Raw genomic sequence first — 18,802 nt, forward strand, 5'->3', positions numbered from 1 at the left:
AGTAAAATTTTAGGTACTATAATCAACAATAAAACTATGACTGAAGAAAATTCTCTACAAAAATTTATCAAAGATCTCAAAGAACAAAGAGCAGCGTTGCTTAATGGGTATGCAGATAATCAAAGTTTAGAAAAACTTTCAGAAAATTTTGATAAAATTATTACAACAGATGAAAATAACTAAACTGACAATTAACGGGTTTCGAGGCTTTAATGAGAAAGAAGTTATTGATGTAAATAATAATATAGTTATTATTTATGGTTTAAATGGTTCTGGAAAAAGCAGTTTTACGGAGGCATTAGAATGGTTATTTTTTGACGCAATTAGTCGGCAAAGGTTATCAAGATGTAAATCTGACTACAGATATGAAGAATATTTAAAAAATGTATTTTATACAGGAAGTGAGCATCCTTTCGTTGAGGTAGAGGGAATTTTAGATGGAAAAAACATTAAATTAAGAAAAGAGATGGCATCCGGAGGGAATAAACATTATATTGATGACATAGAAAAAGAAAATTTTAAATCACTAAATTTAAAATTGGATGATTATTTTAGACCAATGCTAGCTCAAACAGAAATTAAATCTTTGGTAGATTCTGAGCAAAAAGATCGATGGGAACAACTATCTAGTATCTTAGGTCAAGATAGTCTGACGAAACTGCGTGAAAGTTTAATGCAGCTAAAAAGTCAAAAACGAGATGATTCTTACAAAAGCACTGAAAGAATTTGGCAATCTGTTGTAGTTGAAACAGAATCACTTGCTGAATTGAAATTATTAGTAGATCCTTTAAAGAAATTAGATGAAAAATCTGTTTTAGAAAAAGTTAATGAAGTTTTTGGTACAAAAGAGTTGGCCTCTTTAGAGGCGCTAGCTGAGAAGATTAAAATAAAACAAAAGGCTTCTTTAAATACAGAGGTAGGTAAAAGAGTGGCCCAAGTGAATTATCAAGAAATTAAAACAATTGAGCCATATTTAGGAGAACTTAAGTACTACGCTGAAAAATTGGAAGAATTTTCTCATCAATCAACAAAAGATGGGGTAAATCATAGACACATTAACTTTTTAAAAACAGGGTTAGAGTTTTGTAATCCACCAGAATGTCCTTATTGTACTGAAAAGACAATCACAGAACAAAAGATTAAAAATATAGAAGACACTATCCATAAAGCTAAAGATGCTAGTAAAGCGATGGAAAGCATAGACGAAAATAAAAAACTTTTAGAAATTTGGGAGTCTGGATTAGCGTCAGAAGTAGAGAAAATTTTTCCAGATCGACGAGAACTTAAATTAATCTCACAAAATTTAATGAGTTTGCAAGAGATTGATTTGGCGGCATTAGTTCAGGGACTAGAAAAAGATATTGATAGCTATAAGTTAGAAATTAAAAAGTTTGTTATTACACAGAAGGGTGCTTTGTATTCATATTTACGAAATAAATATTTTGTTTCAGGATCAACTGATGATGTGTACCCGGAAGATCTTGATAAGGTCGTAGGCTTTGTTGAGGATAAATTCATTCATGCTAATCAAAGATGGAACGAAATAAAAATTAAAATTACTGAAAAACTGCCAAATTTTGGAGAAGATGACACTGCAGAGATAAAAAAATGGTTTGTTTTAGAAAAAATTGTAAAGTTTTTTTACAACAATAAAAAATTTATTAAAAAAACAAAGTTACTGGACGTAGTAGAAAAGTTAAGATTAGACTTAGAAAATTATGAAAAATCAGAGGTTGACAGACTTCTGCAGGAACATTCTGAAGAAATCAAAAGTTACTATGACTCTTTGAATCCTAATGATGATGTAAAATTTTCAAAGATAGAAGTTGGTGATGGCGTAAGAAGACAAGCAAAACTAAAAGGAGAGGCTTATGGCCAGGATATTAATCCTGTAACATTTTTCAGTGAAGCGCACACTAACAGTCTTGCTTTAAGTATTTACTTTCCACAAAGAGTTGACAGAAATACTACTTGGAATACGGTTGTTTTAGACGACCCTGTTCAATCAATGGACGAGAATCATTCACACGCTTTATTAAAAATATTATCAGATATCTCGGAAAAAAAACAAATTATAATTTTAACTCACTCAAAATCTTTTGCTAGGAAAGCCTCAGCATTATTTTCTCATAAAAATCCTTTAGGGTATTCATTTTATTACAATGATAAAAAGGGTCCTAAGGTAGAAATAAACAATGCAGAAACACTTACATATTTAGATAGGGCAGAAGATCAAGCTAAAAAGGGAGATCCGAAGTCACTAGAAGAAGCTTCTCAAAATTTAAGAAAGTCTATAGAATCTCTATGTTTTGAATTTCTTATATCAAAAGGAGTAGGATTTAATACAGCTAAGAAAAAACAAGAAGAGGGGCTTAAAACTTTATTTTCAGTCTCGGAAAGTAATGGTCTTCCTTCTAGTGAGATTAGTAAGATGAAAAGTTTTCTAGATACCTCGCATGCTAACTCTCATGCATGGAGTGTCGCAGACACAACTCCCGGAGGTGTTAACCTAGGAATAAAAGAAATGCGAGGGATTTATTCTACTTATTTAGCATAAGTAGGTGTTTAAACTAGACATCCAATGGTCTAGTAATGAAAATCAAAAAAACCGGGATTAATTCCGGTTTTTAAAAATTAATAAATAAATTTTAGATGGTTATATTACTTATTCTCTAAAATCCAACTCTGACATTTTTTAGCCCAACTGATCGGCATCTTCTCAGAAGCAAGCTCGACACCTCGTCCGATAATTTTTAGATTACTCTCGCCCCAACCTTTAACATCAATTGTCACTGTTTCAATATCATTAATCGGCACACGAAAAGTTCGACCATAAGGATGTTGATAGTTTAAAAAACCATTTTCCATTTTTAGAGTTCCACCGGCACCGAAAGCTAGCCGTAAAATCTTTTTGTCCATAGTTTTTAAGATTATTTTAAATCATTAATCAAAATCATGCATTGCGTATGAGTGTAAAGCTCAAGAGTTACCAACTTTTTTAGTAAAAAGCCGGGCCGATGGTCCAAATAATCATTGAAATAGTAATCATCAACACCAAAACAAACCAGATGATTTTTTTAAGTTTTTCGTGTCTTTTTGCCATATATTTGATATTATTTTAGCACTTTATTTTTACCAAGTAAAATGTTAAAATAATATCCTATGTCTGAAATGAATTGGCAGGTTGCTGCCGCCGTCCCTAAAGAGTTTAGCGATAAATTCCCGGAAATTAACCCGATTGTTTTACAGCTGCTCTATAACCGCGGCATTAAAACGCAAGAAGCGGTTGACGAGTTTTTAAACCCTGATTATGGTGCTGATATCCATAGTCCTTTTTTATTTCGGGATATGGAAAAAGCGGTGACTAGAATTTTACAGGCTGTTGAGGAAAAGGAAAAAATCGTTGTCTATGGCGATTACGACGCCGACGGTGTCTCATCTTCGGCGGTGATGGTAGAAACCCTCGCCAAGCTTGGTGCGGACGTGGACGTCTATATCCCGTACCGTGAAACGGAAGGCTACGGTTTAAATAAAGAAGCCGTATTAGAACTTTCAAAGCGAGGAGTGAGCCTGGTGATTACGGTTGATTGCGGCATTTCTAATGTTGAAGAAGTCAGGCTCTTAAACGAAAACCATATTGATATTATTATTACTGATCATCATCATGAACCGCCAACATTGCCGGAAGCGTTTGCAATCATCAATCCAAACGTGGCGGCTGAAACCTACCCGTTTCGCAGTTTGGCTGGTGTTGGTGTGGCATTTAAAGTCGCTCAGGGTTTAGTGTTAAGACACAAAAATTTTAAAGTCACGCCCATTCCCGAGGGGTGGGAAAAATGGCTTTTGGATTTGGTGGCTATTGGCACCATTGCTGACTTGCAGTTGCTGCTTGGTGAAAACCGCACGTTAGTCAATTATGGTTTAGTGGTACTGCGAAAAACCAATCGGCTTGGTCTGCGTGAGTTGCTTAAATCTACCAATGCTGATTTAGCAAGCGTGGACGAGCAAGTCATTGGCTGGCAAATTTCACCGCGCCTGAATGCGGCCGGCCGGCTTAATCATGCCAGTTCGGCATATCAGTTGTTAATCACGCAAAGCCCGGAAGAAGCGTTAAAACTTACCCAGGAATTAAACCAGACTAATCAGGAACGCCAGCAGCTGACCGAAAAAGTAAAAACGGAAGCTCGTGAAGTCTTAGGACAATTTAACGGCGAGAAAATTTTGATTGCCGTCGGTAAAAATTGGCCGACCGGTGTGGTTGGGCTCGTTGCTGGGCGCATTACCGATCAATGGCACCGTCCGGCGCTGGTAATTAGTCACTATAATGGCGAAATTATCGGCTCAGGCCGCAGTATTGCGGAATTTAACATTATTGAGGCTTTGGATGAATGCCGGGAATATCTGGCCCGTTATGGCGGCCATGCCCAGGCCTGCGGTTTCACTGTTAAAGACGAAGCTAATCTAAAGCTGTTTATTGAAAAAATCAAAACACTGGCCGAAACCCAGCTGGCCGGAAAAGACATTGCCAAGTCGCTTTTTATTGATGCCCAAGTTGAACTTGAAAATGTTGATTGGCACTTGTTTGAACAATTAGAAAAGTTTTTTCCGCATGGTGTCGGCAACTATAAGCCCCGGTTTGTGGCGCACGATTTAAACATCAAAGAAATTCAAACCGTTGGCAAAGACGGTCGGCATTTGCGTCTGATGGTCCAGCATAAAACTCAAATCATCCGCAAAACAATCGGGTTTACATTTGGTGAATGGCGGGATAAACTTAAACCCGGAGATAAAATTGACATGGTGTTTGAGGTTGATGTCAACGAATGGAATGGTAATCGTGAATTGCAGCTAAAAATTATTGATTTAAAATCAAAATGAGTAAAGCAATAATTCATACCGATGGCGGTGCTAGGGGAAACCCCGGCCCGGCCGGTATTGGTGTGGTGATTGAAATTAATGGCCAAACCCACCACTTTAAAAAATTTATCGGCGAGACCACTAATAACCAAGCCGAATACCAAGCTGTTATTTTAGCGTTGGAAAAAGCCAAAGAACTTGGCGTCGAAGAAATCGATCTGTTTTTAGATAGCGAACTGGTGCAGCAGCAATTGGTCCAGAAATATAAAGTTAAAAATGTTGATTTAGCGCCATTGTTTGTAAAAGTTTGGAATCTGGCAATGGGGTTTAAAAAAGTCAGATACACGCACGTTCGTCGGGCCGACAACAAAGCCGCTGACCGCTTAGTTAATGAGGTCTTGGACGAACAGCTAAAAAAATAACTTTTGTATGCAGCCAGAAATCAGTTCACATGAGGTGCACAGCCGACTAAAAAATCAACAGCCCTGCACGCTGCTTGATGTTAGAACTAAAGAAGAGTTTGATCGCGCCCACATTCAGGGTGCGCTGTTTTTACCACTTGATGAAATTTCTCAACTCTCTTTGACTAAATTAGGTCTGGAGAAAAACCAGGAAATAATCGTTTATTGTTTGAGCGGTCCGCGTGGATTTGACGCCGCTAAAATTTTAGCCAACTTGGGATATACCAACGTCAAAAATATGACCAGTGGACTGCTGGCCTGGCGCGCCAATGGCTACAGTTTTTTGGTTTCCGGCCAGTAATATTTAGAAATAAAAAAACACCTCGCATCAACTCGAGGTATTTTTTATTGTCTAAGCAAATCGATAAGCCGAATTTTGTACCGCGCTTGAAAGCGTGGTGATGGTCATCTATCTAGGCCATTTGTCGCCAAATGACTCAAGCTGCCTACCTAATTTGGCATTGCACCTGGTAGGTGTTTACCACACCGACTGTTACCAGTCAGACGTGCGTGGGCTCTTACCCCACGATTTCAACCTTACCGGTCGCAACGAGTGCGACTTGGGCGGTATATTTTCTGTTGCACTTGCCCTAGGCTTCGCAACAGAATAGAAGCCTTAAGAACTTCTACTCTTTTACTTATTCCCGGCTCCCGTTAGGAGCTACCTTTTGTAATGGTGTTCGGACTTTCCTCCCTCCACATGAAAACGCACCGTCTTGTTATTTGCCGTAAAAAATCTGTATAACTTTTGGTATTACTGTTCTATTTCTTCGAAATAAACCGTACCTGCATCTTTTACCAGTAAATTTGCCAATGCGCTTTCAGGTGGAGGGCGACCATCTAATTTACTTAGACTAAAATAGACTAGCACAAATTTACTGACTTGTCAAGTTTAGTTGATTTTCAACCCCATTTTTGCTATGCTAAACGCTAGAAACTAGACTTATGAAAAAGTCGGAATTGATATTAACCGCTGTTAAACCGCCGTTGGACTATTTGGCGTTAGTTTTTGCGGCATTGGGGGCGTACTCCATTCGTTATTTACCGGAAATCCAAAAGATTAGACCGGTAGTTTTTGATTTGCCATTTAAAGAATATTTTCAAATCAGCTTGGGAATCTGCGTTGGGTGGGTATTGATTTTCGCCTTAACTGGGCTGTATAGCGTCAGCGGCCCAAAAAAAATCAGAGGTGAAGTGACTAAAATTTTTATTGCCTGTTCGGCCGGGCTTGCATTTGTTTTGGGCGTGATGGTCTTTAACCGATTTTTGTTTGACTCTCGTTTTATTATTTTGGCTGGCTGGGTATTAGCATTTGTTTTTGTCAGCATAGAGAGGGGACTAATCAACTTGATTCAAAAATTTGCCTACCGCTTTGGCTTTGGTGTTCACCGGATTGTAATCATTGGCAATGGTAATGTGGCCGATGAACTTAAAAAGGAATTTTCAACCAAGCCAGGCCTGGGGTATTTGGTTGTTGGCCAGTTTAGAAATTTTAACGAAAATGCCAAACTGCAAATCAGTCAGATGGTTGATAACGATCAACTTGATGAAATTATTCAAATCAACCCTAACGCCAACATTGAAGAAACTAATCAGCTGCTTGATTTTATTACCGAACACCATCTCGATTTTCGCTACACGGCCGATTTATTAGGAACGCAGCTGGTTAATTTGGAAATGACAACTTACGCCGGTATGCCGGTGGTAGAAGTGAAAAAAACCAGGCTGGACGGCTGGGGGCGAATCTATAAAAGGACGTTTGATATTATCGGCTCAGTCCTGTTAATCATTGTCACTTCACCGGTTATGGTTATAACTGCTATTCTGATTAAACTGGACAGTAAAGGGCCGGTATTGTTTAAATATAAACGCATCGGACAGTTTGGAAAACCATTTACTTATTTTAAATTTCGCTCAATGTTTAAAGGCAGCCACAAGCTACGGTTTGATTCTGAATTTTTGGCGAGCCAGCAGAATGTCCGCGAAGGTAGTCCCATGATTAAATTTCAAAAAGATCCCCGAATTACTCGGGTTGGACGAGTTATTAGGCGTTTTAGCATTGATGAACTGCCGGAATTGTTTTTATCGCTGATTGGTAAAATGAGTTTAGTCGGGCCGCGGCCGCACGAAGTTGAAGAAGTTGAAAAATATCAGCGGCACCATAAAAAAGTTTTAACTATCAAGCCGGGCATAACCGGAATGGCCCAGGTTTCCGGACGGTCTGATCTTGATTTTGAAAAAGAAGTCAAACTTGACACCTACTACATTGAAAACTGGTCGCTGGGCTTAGACTTTATGATTTTATTAAAAACCCCATTAGCCGTTTTAAAAAGGAGACAAACCGAATGAAGCTCGCGTTAGTACATGATCATCTAATTCAAGAAGGCGGCGCCGAACGGGTGTTGCAGGTTTTGCAAGACTTATACCCCGACGCTCCAACCTACACTCTGTTGTATGATCAGGAAAAACTGGGCTCGCTTTTTAAAGGTAAAGACATACGCACCTCGTTTTTGCAAAACTGGCCGGGAGCTTTAAAGCACTATCAGTGGTTTTTACCGGTTATGCCGACTGCTACCGAAAGCTATAATCTGGCTGATTATGATGTGGTACTTTCCAGTTCATCAGCGATGGCTAAAGGGGTGGTGACCAGATCAAATACCCTGCATTTTTGCTATTGTCACACACCAACTAGGTACCTGTGGTCTGACACTCACCGCTACATCGACGAATTGAAATACAACCGAGTAGTTAAAAAAATTATTCCCCTAATGCTAACCCAGTTGCGGCTTTGGGATCAGCAAGCCGCCCAGCGGGTTGACTATTTTATTGCTAATTCAAAGAATGTCGCGGCCCGAATTGAAAAATATTACCGCCGTAGTTCGGTAGTAATCCATCCGCCGGTTGACACCAAACAATTTCAGATCAGCGAAGCAGTCGGCAAATATTTTCTCACCGGTGGGCGCCTGGTAACATACAAAAAGTTTGACTTAACCATTCAGGCATTTAACCGCTTAGGAATTCCGCTAAAAATTTTTGGCATCGGGCCGGAAGAAAGCAAATTGCGTGCAATGGCTAAATCTAATATTGAGTTTGTCGGCAAAGTTGATTCCAAGCAGCTGGCAAAGCTATACAGTGAGGCAATTGCGTTTATTCATCCGCAAATTGAGGACTTTGGCATTACTATTGTTGAATCAATGGCATCGGGCCGACCGGTAATTGCCTATTCGGCCGGTGGGGCCTGTGAAACCGTGGTGGAAAAAAAGACCGGCAAATTTTTTGATGAACAAACCTGGGAAGCCTTAGCCGACACTATTGTTAGGTTTAAACCGGAGGAATACGATCCAAAAGTTATTCGAGCATATGCTGAACAATTTGGCACTGAAAGATTTAAAAAAGAAATCAACGATTTGATCCAAGCCGAGCTGGAGAAGATGAACAGCTCCCAAATTCGTTGCGGATTTTAATAACGTATGAAAATAGGAGTTGACGTTCGCTGTTTGATGGAAAAACAGTATTCCGGCATCAGCGAATACACCTACAATCTGCTCAAAGCCTTATTCAAAATTGATCAGGAAAATCAATATTTTTTGTTTTATAATTCTTCAAAGCCGGTCAAAATGCCGGAATTTGACAGTCCAAGAGTTTTTTATAAAGCATTTAATTATCCAAACAAGCTTTTTAACTTATCGTTACGATTCCTAAAAATTGCCGAAATTGACAAATTAGTCGGCGGCGTGGATGTCTTTTTGATTCCCAGCTTTTTATTTTCTAACCTTTCAAAAGATTGCCGTAAGATTTTAATCGTTCACGATTTATCATTTGAACTCTATCCTGAATTTTTTACTTTTAAAAAACAACTGTGGCACCATTTAATTGAACCGCGCCGGATTACTAACACTGCTGATAGTATCATTGCCATATCGGAAAATACTAAACAAGATGTGGTAAAAATTTATCAGACGCCGCCGGAAAAAATTGACGTAATTTATAACGGCATCAGCGACATGTTTTTTGAACCAATCACCGACAACGATATTTCGCGCGTCAAGAAAAAATATGATTTGCCGGACGAATACATTTTTTCGCTAGGCAACCTCGAACCGCGAAAAAATGTCGAGTCACTCCTTAAAGCTTTCAATCTATTGGAAAATAAATCAATTCAACTAGTCATTGCCGGCGGTCAGGCCTGGAAATATCAAAAAATCTACCAGATTTGGCAAAAATCAGCTAAAAAAAATCAGATTAAGTTTATCGGCTATGTTGATGCCAAAGACCGCGCGGCGCTGTACCACTTGGCAAAAGTGTTTGTTTATCCCTCCATTTATGAAGGGTTTGGCCTGCCGCCGATCGAGGCTATGGCCTGCGGCACACCCGTTATTAGCAGTTTTACTTCCTCGTTGGTTGAATCAGTTAATGACGCCGGGCTGTTAATTGACCCGCAGAATTATAACGAATTGGCTAAAACCATTGATCAATATTTGGCTGACAGCAGATTGCAGGAAATATTAAAAACAAAAGGATTAGAGTATGCCAAACAGTTTAACTGGGCCAATACCGCTAAGGCTGTTTTAGCTGTTTTAAATCGAGAAAAAAAATGAGAATCGGAATCGATGCCCGAATGTACGGTCCGCAAGCCGCGACTGGCATCGGGAACTATATCAAAAATCTCACCCAAAATCTTTTTGCCGTTGACCAAACCAACGAATATTTTTTATTCATGATTGAACCGCAATTTTCAGCGTTCACCCCGCCCAATGAGCGGGTTAAAAAAATTAAAGTTGACAGTCCGTGGTACAGCTGGTCAGAACAGTTAAAATTACCTTTTGTCTATCGACATTACAATCTTGACATATTACATGTGCCTCATTTTAACGTGCCGATATTTTATCCGGGCAAAATGGTTACTAGCATTCATGATATCACCCCGAAATTTTTTCCGGGCCCGGTGGTGAGTAAATCAATAATCCGAAAACTTGGTTATAACGCCGTTTTACGCTCGGCGGTTTACAAATCAAAAAGCATTCTGGTCGGCTCACAGCACACTAAAAACGAAATCACCAAGCATTTTAAAGTCGATGAAAGTAAAATCAAAGTCATTCCTTTGGGCTATGATTTTGCCGCCGCAAAACAATATTTAGCTTCACCTCAGCAATTGGTCGAAAAATATAAAATCACCAAACCGTTTATTTTATATATTGGTGTCTGGCGTGATCATAAGAATTTACCGGGACTGATTACTGCTTTTGATATTATTAAAGAAAAATTTGGCTTAGATTATCAGTTAGTCTTGGGAGGCAAAGCTGACCCTAGCTATCCGGAAATACCGCTGGCGATTAACAAGGCTAAATATCGGCAAGATATTATTGTTCCCGGTTACATTCCTGAAGATGAATTGCCAAACTTTTATCAGCATGCCAAAGTATTTGTCTTGCCGTCATTTTGTGAAGGGTTTGGTCTTGTTGCCCTTGAGTCGGCAACTTGGGGTGTGCCGGTAGCAGCTTCAAACACCACCAGTGTTCCGGAAGTCTTGGGACCGGCCGGAAAGTATTTTAATCCGCATGACCCCGAAGAAATGGCGCGGGTTGTTAGTGAAGTTGCAACTAATGAAAACCTTCATCAAAATCTTGTCACTCTTGGCTATGAACAAGCTAAAAAATACAGCTGGGTTGAAACTGCCAAGCAAACTTTAGCAGTTTACCAAGCAAGTTAATTTGTGTTATAATAAAACCGTCTTAGTTTTAGAAACTTAGCGGTTATTATTATGACCGAAGAAAATAAACAGGAAAAAACAAAAAAATCGGCTTCAGTCCGAAAAGTTCGCGCCAAAAAACTAGCTTCAACAGCTAAAAAAACCAGCGTCAAGGCGAAAAATCTACCCTTAAACTCAGAACCAATCGAATCTGAAGTTACTATTTCTAGTATCCCAACCAAGAAATCTGGTCATGTGGTCAATTTAAAAAATCCCTATAGTGAAAAATTTGAAAAAATTATCTCCGGCAAAGCAGCCCTGAAAACTCAGGTTCCCATTCCGCCGCCTCCGCCCAACATTCGTCCGGCGACCAAAAAGACCAAAAAAATGGGGGTCAATTTTATGACGAATAAAACCTCCATTCTTAAGATTGGACAAAATTTATTACCCTCGATACCCTCGGTAGCCGCCAGTCCGCAATTGGAAACAAAAAAACTTCCCGAGCCGGGAACATTTGAAAAAATTGAGGAGGAAATTGAAGATATCTTTGCGCCGCCATCTGAATATCGGGTACTGTCTTTAAATATTCCCAAAGATTGGCATAAGCGCCTGGTGGCGTTTGTTATTTTTTCTTTGGTTTTTGTTTTGCCATTGCAGGCTTTAACGTATTACCAGAGTTTGCAAAAAACTCAGGACCGGGTGCTTTATGCAACCAATGAAGCCATTGAAAACTTAAAGCTTGGTGAGCAGGCGATCGCTAATTTTGATTTGACAGGGGCGACTAATCAGTTTAACGAGGCTAAATCTAACTTTACCCTGGCTCAAAATGAGATTAATGCCTTAAATAGTTTGACGACGGAACTCATTAAATTTTTGCCGGAAAAAGGTGAATCAATGAACGCCGGACTCAATTTACTGGCTGCCGGTCAGCTAGTTGCTGAAACCGGGCAAATCATGATTGCCGATGCTAGTAAGCTTTTAACCAGTAAATCGCTTCAAGAGTATTACCAATCACTGGTTAGTTTTGAAAAAACCTTGCGTCAAGCGCTGAAAAATTTTAGGGAAGCGAAAACAAAAATTGAGTCTGTCAAACTGTCGGATTTACCCGAACAACACCGGCAAGATTTTGAAAAAGTGGTTAATAATTTGCCGACAATCGAGCAGGGAATTATTAATCTGTATCAACTCAACGATGCCGGCTTAAAACTCTTGGGGCACGAACAGTGGTCTCGGTATATGCTGGTCTTTTTGAATAATAACGAATTGCGGGCAACGGGAGGCTTCATGGGCAGTTTTGGGTTGCTGGATATTGATCGGGGAGAAATAAAAAAGCTTGATATCCCTGGCGGCGGTACGTATGATATTCAGGGTCAGTTGACCAAAAAAGTTATTTCTCCAGAGCCGCTTCATTTAATTAACTCCCGTTGGGAATTTCAGGATTCAAACTGGTGGCCTGATTTTCCGACTGCGGCGAAAAAAATGCAATGGTTTTACCAAAATGCCTCAAATCCGAGCGTTGACGGCGTAATTACTATCACCTCAACAATGATGGAACGGTTGCTGGCAATTTTTGGCCCGATTGAAATGCCGGAATATGGCCGAACAATCAGCAGTGAAAATTTTGTCACGGAAACCCAAAAAATAGTTGAAATTGAATACGATCGGGAAGAGAATCGACCAAAACAATTTATTGCCGACTTGGCCCCAAAACTGCTTGAAAGGATTTTTAAGGCTAATAACGACCAAGTAAAGCAATTATTTAATCTAATTATCTCCGGTCTCAATGAAAAACAATTAATGGTATATTTTAACGATCCAGAACTTGAAGATGTCATCACCCAATTTGGCTGGTCGGGAGCCTTAAAATCCACCGAAGGAGACTATCTGAGCGTTGTCCACACCAATTTGGCCGGCGGCAAAACCGACGGCGTTATCAAGGAAACTATTGAACATGCGGCTGAAATCCAACCCGATGGTTCAATCATTGATACAGTAAAACTGATTCGCCGTCATACCGGTAAACCCGGCGAAAGCGTTTTCACAGGCGTGCAAAATAATAGTTATGTTAGGTTTTATGTGCCGCTTGGCAGCACGCTACTGGAAGCGTCCGGATTTAAAAAACCGCCGGAAAAATTTTTTGATGAAGTAACAAGCGAGCTGATTCCGGATGCTGATTTATTAAGTATTGAAACTGATCGCTTTCAGGATGAAAAAACCGGCACTGACGTTTATAAATCATTTGGCAAAACCGTTTTTGGCAACTGGCTACAGCTTAAGGCCGGGGAGGTCCAGGAAGTAACTATCAAATACCGCTTGCCGTTTAGTCTAAAAGCCGAACCTGAAAGTAAATACTACTACAGTCTCTTAGCCCAAAAACAAGCCGGTAGCCTTGGTAGCGAATTGAAAAGTTATCTGAAAACCAATAACAATCTAATTCCTTTGGCAAAATTCCCAAATGATTTGCCAAGCGACGAAACTGGCGTTAGCTTTAACTCCATCCTGACCACCGACAAATTCTACGGCGTGGTTTTGGTAAACAAGTAATTTATGGAAAACCAACGACTTAAAAAAATGAAAAAAGAATCCGGCGCTGAAGATTTAAATGTCCAAAAAGGACTGATGAAAATTTACAGCAATTCCGACGGTAGCCTGCCGGACATTTCTCATCTTGAAGTCAGACGCAAGGGGCGCTGGCGAATGTTATTTTTAAGTTTTTTGGGAATTACTTTATTGCTAGCAGCCATTTCCTGGCTGGGATTTTTAGTGTTTAATCCGACTACCGGCGTTGGAACTCAAAGTATCAAATTGGAGATAAAAGGCGAGCAAAATATTTCTTCGGGAGACGAACTGACGTACGTTTTGGAATACAAAAATATTGAAGACGTCACTTTGCATAATGTTGAATTGATATTCCGCTATCCCGAAGGATTTGAATTTATCTCAAGTGAACCAAAAGCCGCCAATGAATTTAACACCTCTTGGGCGCTGGGTGATTTGGCCAAAAATCAAAGCGGCAAAATTGAAATTAAAGGTAAAATGATCGGAGAGGTCGGTTCAATAAAAAATATCAGCGTCACTGCTTCATTTAACCCGGAAAATTTCAGCTCAACATTTAAAGAATCGGCAAGTTTTAGTAGTCAGATAACTTCTTCAATTTTAAATATCACGCTTGAGGGTCCGGATAAAATTTTACCCGAAAAAAAGACTACTTATAAAATAAAATACCGCAACGACTCCGACCAGGATCTGGAAAACATTAAAATTTTAGTGACTTACCCTAGCAATTTCTTGTTCCAGGAAGCAACTCCAGCAGCATTTCACCGGGAAGAAGATGCCCGCAACCTGAATAATCAATGGGTAATTGAAAAATTAGAAAAAAATCAGGAAGGAGAAATTGAAATTTCCGGCGGTTATCTCAAAGACCAAACAATTACTAATGCCGAATTTAAAGCGCAAATTGGCTTTTTAGACCCTGAAACCGAAGCCTTTTCACTTCAGCAAGAACAAATTATCACTACTCAGATTATTGATTCCGGCCTTAGCCTAAACCTGATTATTAACGGTTCAAACCAGTCTCAACCGATTAATTTTGGGCAAACATTAACATATTCTCTTGTCTACAAGAACTTGGGCCAGGAAGATTTGGACGATGTTTCCTTTAGCGTTACGTTGGACTCTGATATTCTCGATTGGGAAAGTTTAAGTGATCTTAATAATGGATTAATTGAGGGTAACACCATCACTTGGAACAAAGATCAAATATCGCAATTTGATTTAATTAGACCACTGGACGAAGGAACAATTGATTTTTCAATAGACATCAAAGCTGCCGACAGTGTCAATATTAAAAACGCCGACCTACAAATTACCAGCACCGCTAAAGCGACTATGGTGAAAATTGGCGAAGTGGAAGTGCCTGACTTTGAAGTTGTTGCGCCGGAAATCAACAATAATATTAACACTGATATTCAACTCAATGTCGCCGGACGATACTTTGACGAAGACAACATTGCTGTTGGCACTGGGCCATTACCCCCGGCCGTTGGTCAAAAAACCACTTTTAGAATTTACTGGTCAATTGCCAACAGCCTTCATGAGGTAAAAGATGTGACTGTTACCACCAGCTTACCTGACGGCGTTATCTGGGAAAACAAATTTTTAGCCCGTGCCGGTGAAGTGGATTTTACCCAATCCGGAAACACTGTTACCTGGTCGATTGATCGAATCCCACCCAACAAAGGTTTTGAAGATGTTAACTTTTGGTTTGATGTTTCTGTAACTCCAACCAAACAGCAGGCTAAAAAATTAATTATTTTGACCGATCAAACCGTTTTGCAGGCGACTGATCAGGCAACCGATTCAATTATCATCAAAAACGCCAAAGCCATTACTTCTAATTTGGAAGATGATCCAATCGGTGGCGGGCGCGGTTTAGTGATTGACTTGACGCAATAAGCAGCCAAACTTCATGCTTAAAATTTTGAAGGAATCCAAAAAATCAGCCGCCCGACTTACTAAGCTTAAAACTGCCCATGGTGATATCATGGGCCCTTTTTTTATGCCAATTGCCACTAAAGCGGCCGTCAAAAATCTTTCCACCCCTGAATTGAAAAATTTAAAAGCTGAAATTATTCTGTCAAACACTTACCACCTGATGCTTGCCCCTGGTTCAGCGCTAATTAAAAAAGCCGGCGGTTTGCATCAATTTATGTCCTGGCCCGGACCAATTTTAACTGATTCCGGAGGGTTTCAGGTATTTTCGCTTTCGCGACTTCGACAAGTTAAAGAAGACGGCGTGATGTTTTCCGACCCTAAAAGTGGTGCTAAACATTTTTTAACTCCCGAAAAATCAATTAGTATCCAGCAGGATTTGGGGGTTGATATTATGATGGCCTTTGATGACGTTATCGGTTATCCAGCAACAAAAAAACAAGTTAAAGAATCGATGCAACGAACTAGTCGCTGGGCGAAGCGATGCAAGACTGCCCATCAAAATAAAACCCAGTTGCTTTTTGGTATCGTTCAAGGCGGGGTTCATAAAGATTTGCGTCAGCAGTCTCTTGCGGATCTACTGCCACTTGATTTTGACGGATACGCAATTGGCGGCGTTGCTGTCGGAGAACCCAGAAACAAAATGAAAGATATTTTGAATTGGACCGTGCCACACTTGCCCAAAAATAAGCCCCGCTATTTAATGGGTTTGGGTAAACCCGAAGAAATTGTCGCGGCCGTCAAACAGGGAATTGATATGTTTGATTGTGTCATTCCAACCAGGGAGGCCCGACACGGTCGGCTATATTTATGGCACGGTAAGGCTGACATAACAAAAAAGAACTTTTACACCACCATTAATATTACTAATGCTAAATTTATCAAGGATTTTAAGCCGGTAAACGATACTTCACTCAAGGGATATTCGCGTGCCTATCTCAACCATTTATTCAAAACTCAAGAATCTCTTGCGCTACGGCTAGCAACGATTAATAACCTTGAATTTTATCTTTCATTAATGGCAAAAATTCGAAAAGGGATCAGCGATGGAAAATTATAGGAAAAAAATTATTTTTTTTATCTCCAGCATGGTGCTAATGTCTTTTTTTCCAGTAACAAATGTCGCACGAGCAACCACTCTGGCTGAAAGTTTACGCGGGTATATTTTGTTGCAAGTTGAAGAAAAGGGTGAAGCCTGGTATGTCAACATGAATGATTTTCGACGCTACTACCTTCAAAACGGTCAAATTGCCTATGTGGTGCTGCGGGAATTCGGTCTTGGAATAACCAATGATGATTTAGAAAAAATCCCGGTTGGTATTAAAGAGCTCGACGATCAAGTTGATAGCGACAATGATTCTTTGGCCGATAGATTAGAAGAAGCGCTTGGCACTAATCCGCTTAGCCCTGATTCCGATGGCGACGGCTATACCGACGGCGTGGAAGTTAAAAACTCGTATCAACCCCTAGGGCCGGGTAAACAAACTATTGATCTAAGCCTGGCTAGCCGGCTCAAAGGCCAAATTTTACTTCAGGTTCAATCAAAAGGACAAGCCTGGTATATAAACCCTGCTGACAGTAAACGCTACTACCTGAAAGACGGTTTAGCAGCATACGAAATTATGAGATTTTTAAGCTTGGGAATTACCAATAAAAATCTGGAACAAATCCCAACCGGCGTTTTGAATTTTACTATTGATACACCAACACCCGCACCAGTACCGGTTACTGAGTCGCCGCAATCTAATAATGAGCCAACGGTGAATCCAGCCGGCGCATATCAATGGGTAGGACCCCATCAAACCACTCAGGCTGAAGCAATTACTAAAATAGACGCATATCTTGATGAATTAATCAACCAAAATTTTTCCGGTGTTGAATTAAGCAATAAGCAATCTTCGTGGTCCGGTAATGTTCTTAGTTTTTCTTTTACTATTAAGAAATTGTTCATCAGCGCCCAGATTAAAGGCCAGGTGGTCGTTACGAATAACGAAGTCAAACTCGGGCTGGATTTTCCGGAGATTATTACGGTGTTTGTTACCAAAGAAAAGGTTGATGCTATCGTTCAAGAAAAAGTTAATGAATTGTTTCAAATTGATTGATGAACAAACCAAGATATCAAGCAGTGGTTGTTGTCACCATTGACGGCAAAATCGCCAAACATGCCAACCATAACGTCAATTGGTCCAGCCCGGAAGATAAAAGATTCCTACACCAAAAAATTAAAGAAAGCGACGTTATTATTATAGGCCGAAAGACTTTTGAAGTTGCCAAAAAGGCTTTAACAAAAAAAGAATTTATAACCAGAAACTACATTGTTCTTACCCGGTCAGTAAAAAACAGTAGGCGACTGGATGGACAGACACTATTAGTAAACCCTTCGAAAGTTGATATTAATCAAATGATTATTGATCTTGGGTGTACTAAAGTCTGCATCCTGGGTGGTACTAAAACCTACGGCCTAATGCTGAGAATGAATTTAATTGACGACTTATTTATCACTATTGAGCCAATGGTGTTTGGAAGCGGGCAAGGAATTTTTGATTTTGTCGGTACCACCAGGCGTTTTATTTTAAAATCAATAAAATCTTTAAATAAAGAGGGAACTATTTTGCTTCATTACCAAAAAAATAAGCACTAAACGTTGACTGCTGCCGTCTTTGTGTGTTATCGTAGTGACACCTCTAAAGCACCTTCAAGGAGGGTTTCACTATGAGGCTCTACCGCTTGTTACCAGACGAGACTCGAGTGCCGTTCTTGTCCGCAATTCGCAAATGGCTGAAAAAACGCCATTACCATAAAAAACACGCCAAAAAGAAACGGCGCCAAACAACCAACCACATCAGTGGTTCCTAAAACCGAGCGTCAACTTTCCGACCTCGGTTTTTTATTTAAACTACTTTTGTGGTATAATTTAAACAAATTTATGGTTAATAATCTTGCAGCCTCTGCCTTTAAATACATTATTATTGATTTAATCGGCGATATTTTATATTGGCCGATTTGGTGGTATTCAAAAGGACTCTTAAAAGCGACAAAGGCATCGATCAACGCCATAATCAACCAGGAGCGTTCGCTTGGTCTGGGGATTTGGGTAAAAAATATTTTTACTCCGATGTTTGGCCAGTATGATATTGAAGGCAGAATTATTAGTTTTTTTGCCCGACTGATTCAAATTATCGTCCGAAGCATTATTCTGTTCGTCTGGGCGGTTGTTGTACTGCTTTTCTATCTGTTTTGGCTAATTCTGCCGGTAATTGTCGTCTACGAAATCTACTATAATATTTTAGGATTATTCGCCTAA

Annotated in this window: 16 protein-coding genes and 1 other RNA gene; 15 read left to right on the plus strand and 2 right to left on the minus strand. The window is 39.7% G+C overall.

What is annotated here, in order from left to right; all coding sequences use genetic code 11:
• Window positions 1-36: 36 nt before the first annotated feature.
• Together HUU49_01560 and HUU49_01565 are read left to right on the plus strand one after the other, a co-directional pair.
• Window positions 37-183 (plus strand): hypothetical protein, encoded by a 147-nt coding sequence (locus HUU49_01560; protein NUM25294.1) that lies wholly within the window; start codon window positions 37-39, stop codon window positions 181-183.
• Window positions 170-2,557, plus strand: coding sequence for an AAA family ATPase (locus tag HUU49_01565; protein NUM25295.1), 2,388 nt, complete (start codon window positions 170-172; stop codon window positions 2,555-2,557). The genes HUU49_01560 and HUU49_01565 overlap by 14 nt, the downstream gene beginning before the upstream one ends.
• A gap of 104 nt (window positions 2,558-2,661) precedes the next feature.
• Here the strand turns inward: HUU49_01565 and HUU49_01570 are convergent, their stop codons facing one another.
• Entirely contained in the window at window positions 2,662-2,919 is a 258-nt protein-coding gene (locus HUU49_01570; GenBank protein NUM25296.1) for a hypothetical protein, read from the minus strand.
• Between the two features lie 243 nt (window positions 2,920-3,162).
• Here HUU49_01570 and recJ point away from each other — a divergent pair, with 243 nt between their 5' ends.
• The 3 genes from recJ to HUU49_01585 are packed head-to-tail and all read left to right on the plus strand — an operon-like array spanning window position 3,163 to window position 5,619.
• A complete protein-coding gene (gene recJ / locus HUU49_01575; GenBank protein ID NUM25297.1) occupies window positions 3,163-4,878 on the plus strand; it encodes a single-stranded-DNA-specific exonuclease RecJ in 1,716 nt (571 codons plus the stop codon).
• Window positions 4,875-5,279 (plus strand): ribonuclease HI family protein, encoded by a 405-nt coding sequence (locus HUU49_01580; protein ID NUM25298.1) that lies wholly within the window; start codon window positions 4,875-4,877, stop codon window positions 5,277-5,279. Before recJ ends, HUU49_01580 begins: the two co-directional genes overlap by 4 nt.
• 7 nt (window positions 5,280-5,286) lie before the next feature.
• Window positions 5,287-5,619, plus strand: a complete 333-nt coding sequence (locus HUU49_01585; GenBank protein NUM25299.1) for a rhodanese-like domain-containing protein — start codon at window positions 5,287-5,289, stop codon at window positions 5,617-5,619.
• 51 nt (window positions 5,620-5,670) lie between these two features.
• Here the strand turns inward: HUU49_01585 and rnpB are convergent.
• An RNA gene (rnpB, locus tag HUU49_01590) (RNase P RNA component class A) lies at window positions 5,671-6,045 on the minus strand.
• A gap of 218 nt (window positions 6,046-6,263) precedes the next feature.
• On the opposite strand from rnpB, the gene HUU49_01595 reads away from it, so the two are divergent.
• The 10 genes from HUU49_01595 to HUU49_01640 all read left to right on the plus strand — a co-directional run bounded on the left by HUU49_01595 (window position 6,264) and on the right by HUU49_01640 (window position 18,802).
• A complete protein-coding gene (locus HUU49_01595; GenBank protein NUM25300.1) occupies window positions 6,264-7,667 on the plus strand; it encodes a sugar transferase in 1,404 nt (467 codons plus the stop codon).
• Window positions 7,664-8,782 carry a glycosyltransferase gene (locus tag HUU49_01600; GenBank protein ID NUM25301.1) on the plus strand — a complete coding sequence of 373 codons (1,119 nt, stop codon included), beginning with the start codon at window positions 7,664-7,666 and terminating at the stop codon, window positions 8,780-8,782. Before HUU49_01595 ends, HUU49_01600 begins: the two co-directional genes overlap by 4 nt.
• Before the next feature lie 6 nt (window positions 8,783-8,788).
• Window positions 8,789-9,916: a glycosyltransferase family 4 protein gene (locus HUU49_01605; protein NUM25302.1), complete on the plus strand. Its 1,128-nt coding sequence runs from the start codon at window positions 8,789-8,791 to the stop codon at window positions 9,914-9,916.
• Complete coding sequence (locus tag HUU49_01610) at window positions 9,913-11,028, plus strand: glycosyltransferase family 4 protein (GenBank protein NUM25303.1); 1,116 nt, start codon at window positions 9,913-9,915, stop codon at window positions 11,026-11,028. Before HUU49_01605 ends, HUU49_01610 begins: the two co-directional genes overlap by 4 nt.
• A gap of 51 nt (window positions 11,029-11,079) precedes the next feature.
• On the plus strand, window positions 11,080-13,551 hold the full coding sequence (locus HUU49_01615; GenBank protein ID NUM25304.1) for a DUF4012 domain-containing protein: 2,472 nt from the start codon (window positions 11,080-11,082) through the stop codon (window positions 13,549-13,551).
• A gap of 3 nt (window positions 13,552-13,554) precedes the next feature.
• A complete protein-coding gene (locus HUU49_01620; GenBank protein NUM25305.1) occupies window positions 13,555-15,462 on the plus strand; it encodes a hypothetical protein in 1,908 nt (635 codons plus the stop codon).
• Between the two features lie 13 nt (window positions 15,463-15,475).
• Window positions 15,476-16,558, plus strand: a complete 1,083-nt coding sequence (gene tgt, locus HUU49_01625) for a tRNA guanosine(34) transglycosylase Tgt (GenBank protein NUM25306.1) — start codon at window positions 15,476-15,478, stop codon at window positions 16,556-16,558.
• Between the two features lie 37 nt (window positions 16,559-16,595).
• Window positions 16,596-17,600, plus strand: coding sequence for a polyhydroxyalkanoic acid system family protein (locus tag HUU49_01630; protein ID NUM25307.1), 1,005 nt, complete (start codon window positions 16,596-16,598; stop codon window positions 17,598-17,600).
• A complete protein-coding gene (locus tag HUU49_01635) occupies window positions 17,600-18,139 on the plus strand; it encodes a dihydrofolate reductase family protein (GenBank protein ID NUM25308.1) in 540 nt (179 codons plus the stop codon). The genes HUU49_01630 and HUU49_01635 overlap by 1 nt, the downstream gene beginning before the upstream one ends.
• A 285-nt stretch (window positions 18,140-18,424) precedes the next feature.
• Window positions 18,425-18,802, plus strand: coding sequence for a hypothetical protein (locus HUU49_01640; protein ID NUM25309.1), 378 nt, complete (start codon window positions 18,425-18,427; stop codon window positions 18,800-18,802).

It is taken from the genome of Candidatus Buchananbacteria bacterium (assembly GCA_013359225.1).
Classification (GTDB): domain Bacteria; phylum Patescibacteriota; class Patescibacteriia; order Buchananbacterales; family UBA6539; genus JABWCG01.

Bases quoted from the DNA above. Each gene is read 5' to 3' on its own strand.
- HUU49_01560 (NUM25294.1), top strand. From the start codon at position 37: ATGACTGAAGAAAATTCTCTACAAAAATTTATCAAAGATCTCAAAGAA.
- HUU49_01565 (NUM25295.1), top strand. From the start codon at position 170: ATGAAAATAACTAAACTGACAATTAACGGGTTTCGAGGCTTTAATGAG.
- HUU49_01570 (NUM25296.1), bottom strand. From the start codon at position 2,919: ATGGACAAAAAGATTTTACGGCTAGCTTTCGGTGCCGGTGGAACTCTA.
- recJ (NUM25297.1), top strand. From the start codon at position 3,163: ATGTCTGAAATGAATTGGCAGGTTGCTGCCGCCGTCCCTAAAGAGTTT.
- HUU49_01580 (NUM25298.1), top strand. From the start codon at position 4,875: ATGAGTAAAGCAATAATTCATACCGATGGCGGTGCTAGGGGAAACCCC.
- HUU49_01585 (NUM25299.1), top strand. From the start codon at position 5,287: ATGCAGCCAGAAATCAGTTCACATGAGGTGCACAGCCGACTAAAAAAT.
- HUU49_01595 (NUM25300.1), top strand. From the start codon at position 6,264: ATGAAAAAGTCGGAATTGATATTAACCGCTGTTAAACCGCCGTTGGAC.
- HUU49_01600 (NUM25301.1), top strand. From the start codon at position 7,664: ATGAAGCTCGCGTTAGTACATGATCATCTAATTCAAGAAGGCGGCGCC.
- HUU49_01605 (NUM25302.1), top strand. From the start codon at position 8,789: ATGAAAATAGGAGTTGACGTTCGCTGTTTGATGGAAAAACAGTATTCC.
- HUU49_01610 (NUM25303.1), top strand. From the start codon at position 9,913: ATGAGAATCGGAATCGATGCCCGAATGTACGGTCCGCAAGCCGCGACT.
- HUU49_01615 (NUM25304.1), top strand. From the start codon at position 11,080: ATGACCGAAGAAAATAAACAGGAAAAAACAAAAAAATCGGCTTCAGTC.
- HUU49_01620 (NUM25305.1), top strand. From the start codon at position 13,555: ATGGAAAACCAACGACTTAAAAAAATGAAAAAAGAATCCGGCGCTGAA.
- tgt (NUM25306.1), top strand. From the start codon at position 15,476: ATGCTTAAAATTTTGAAGGAATCCAAAAAATCAGCCGCCCGACTTACT.
- HUU49_01630 (NUM25307.1), top strand. From the start codon at position 16,596: ATGTCTTTTTTTCCAGTAACAAATGTCGCACGAGCAACCACTCTGGCT.
- HUU49_01635 (NUM25308.1), top strand. From the start codon at position 17,600: ATGAACAAACCAAGATATCAAGCAGTGGTTGTTGTCACCATTGACGGC.
- HUU49_01640 (NUM25309.1), top strand. From the start codon at position 18,425: ATGGTTAATAATCTTGCAGCCTCTGCCTTTAAATACATTATTATTGAT.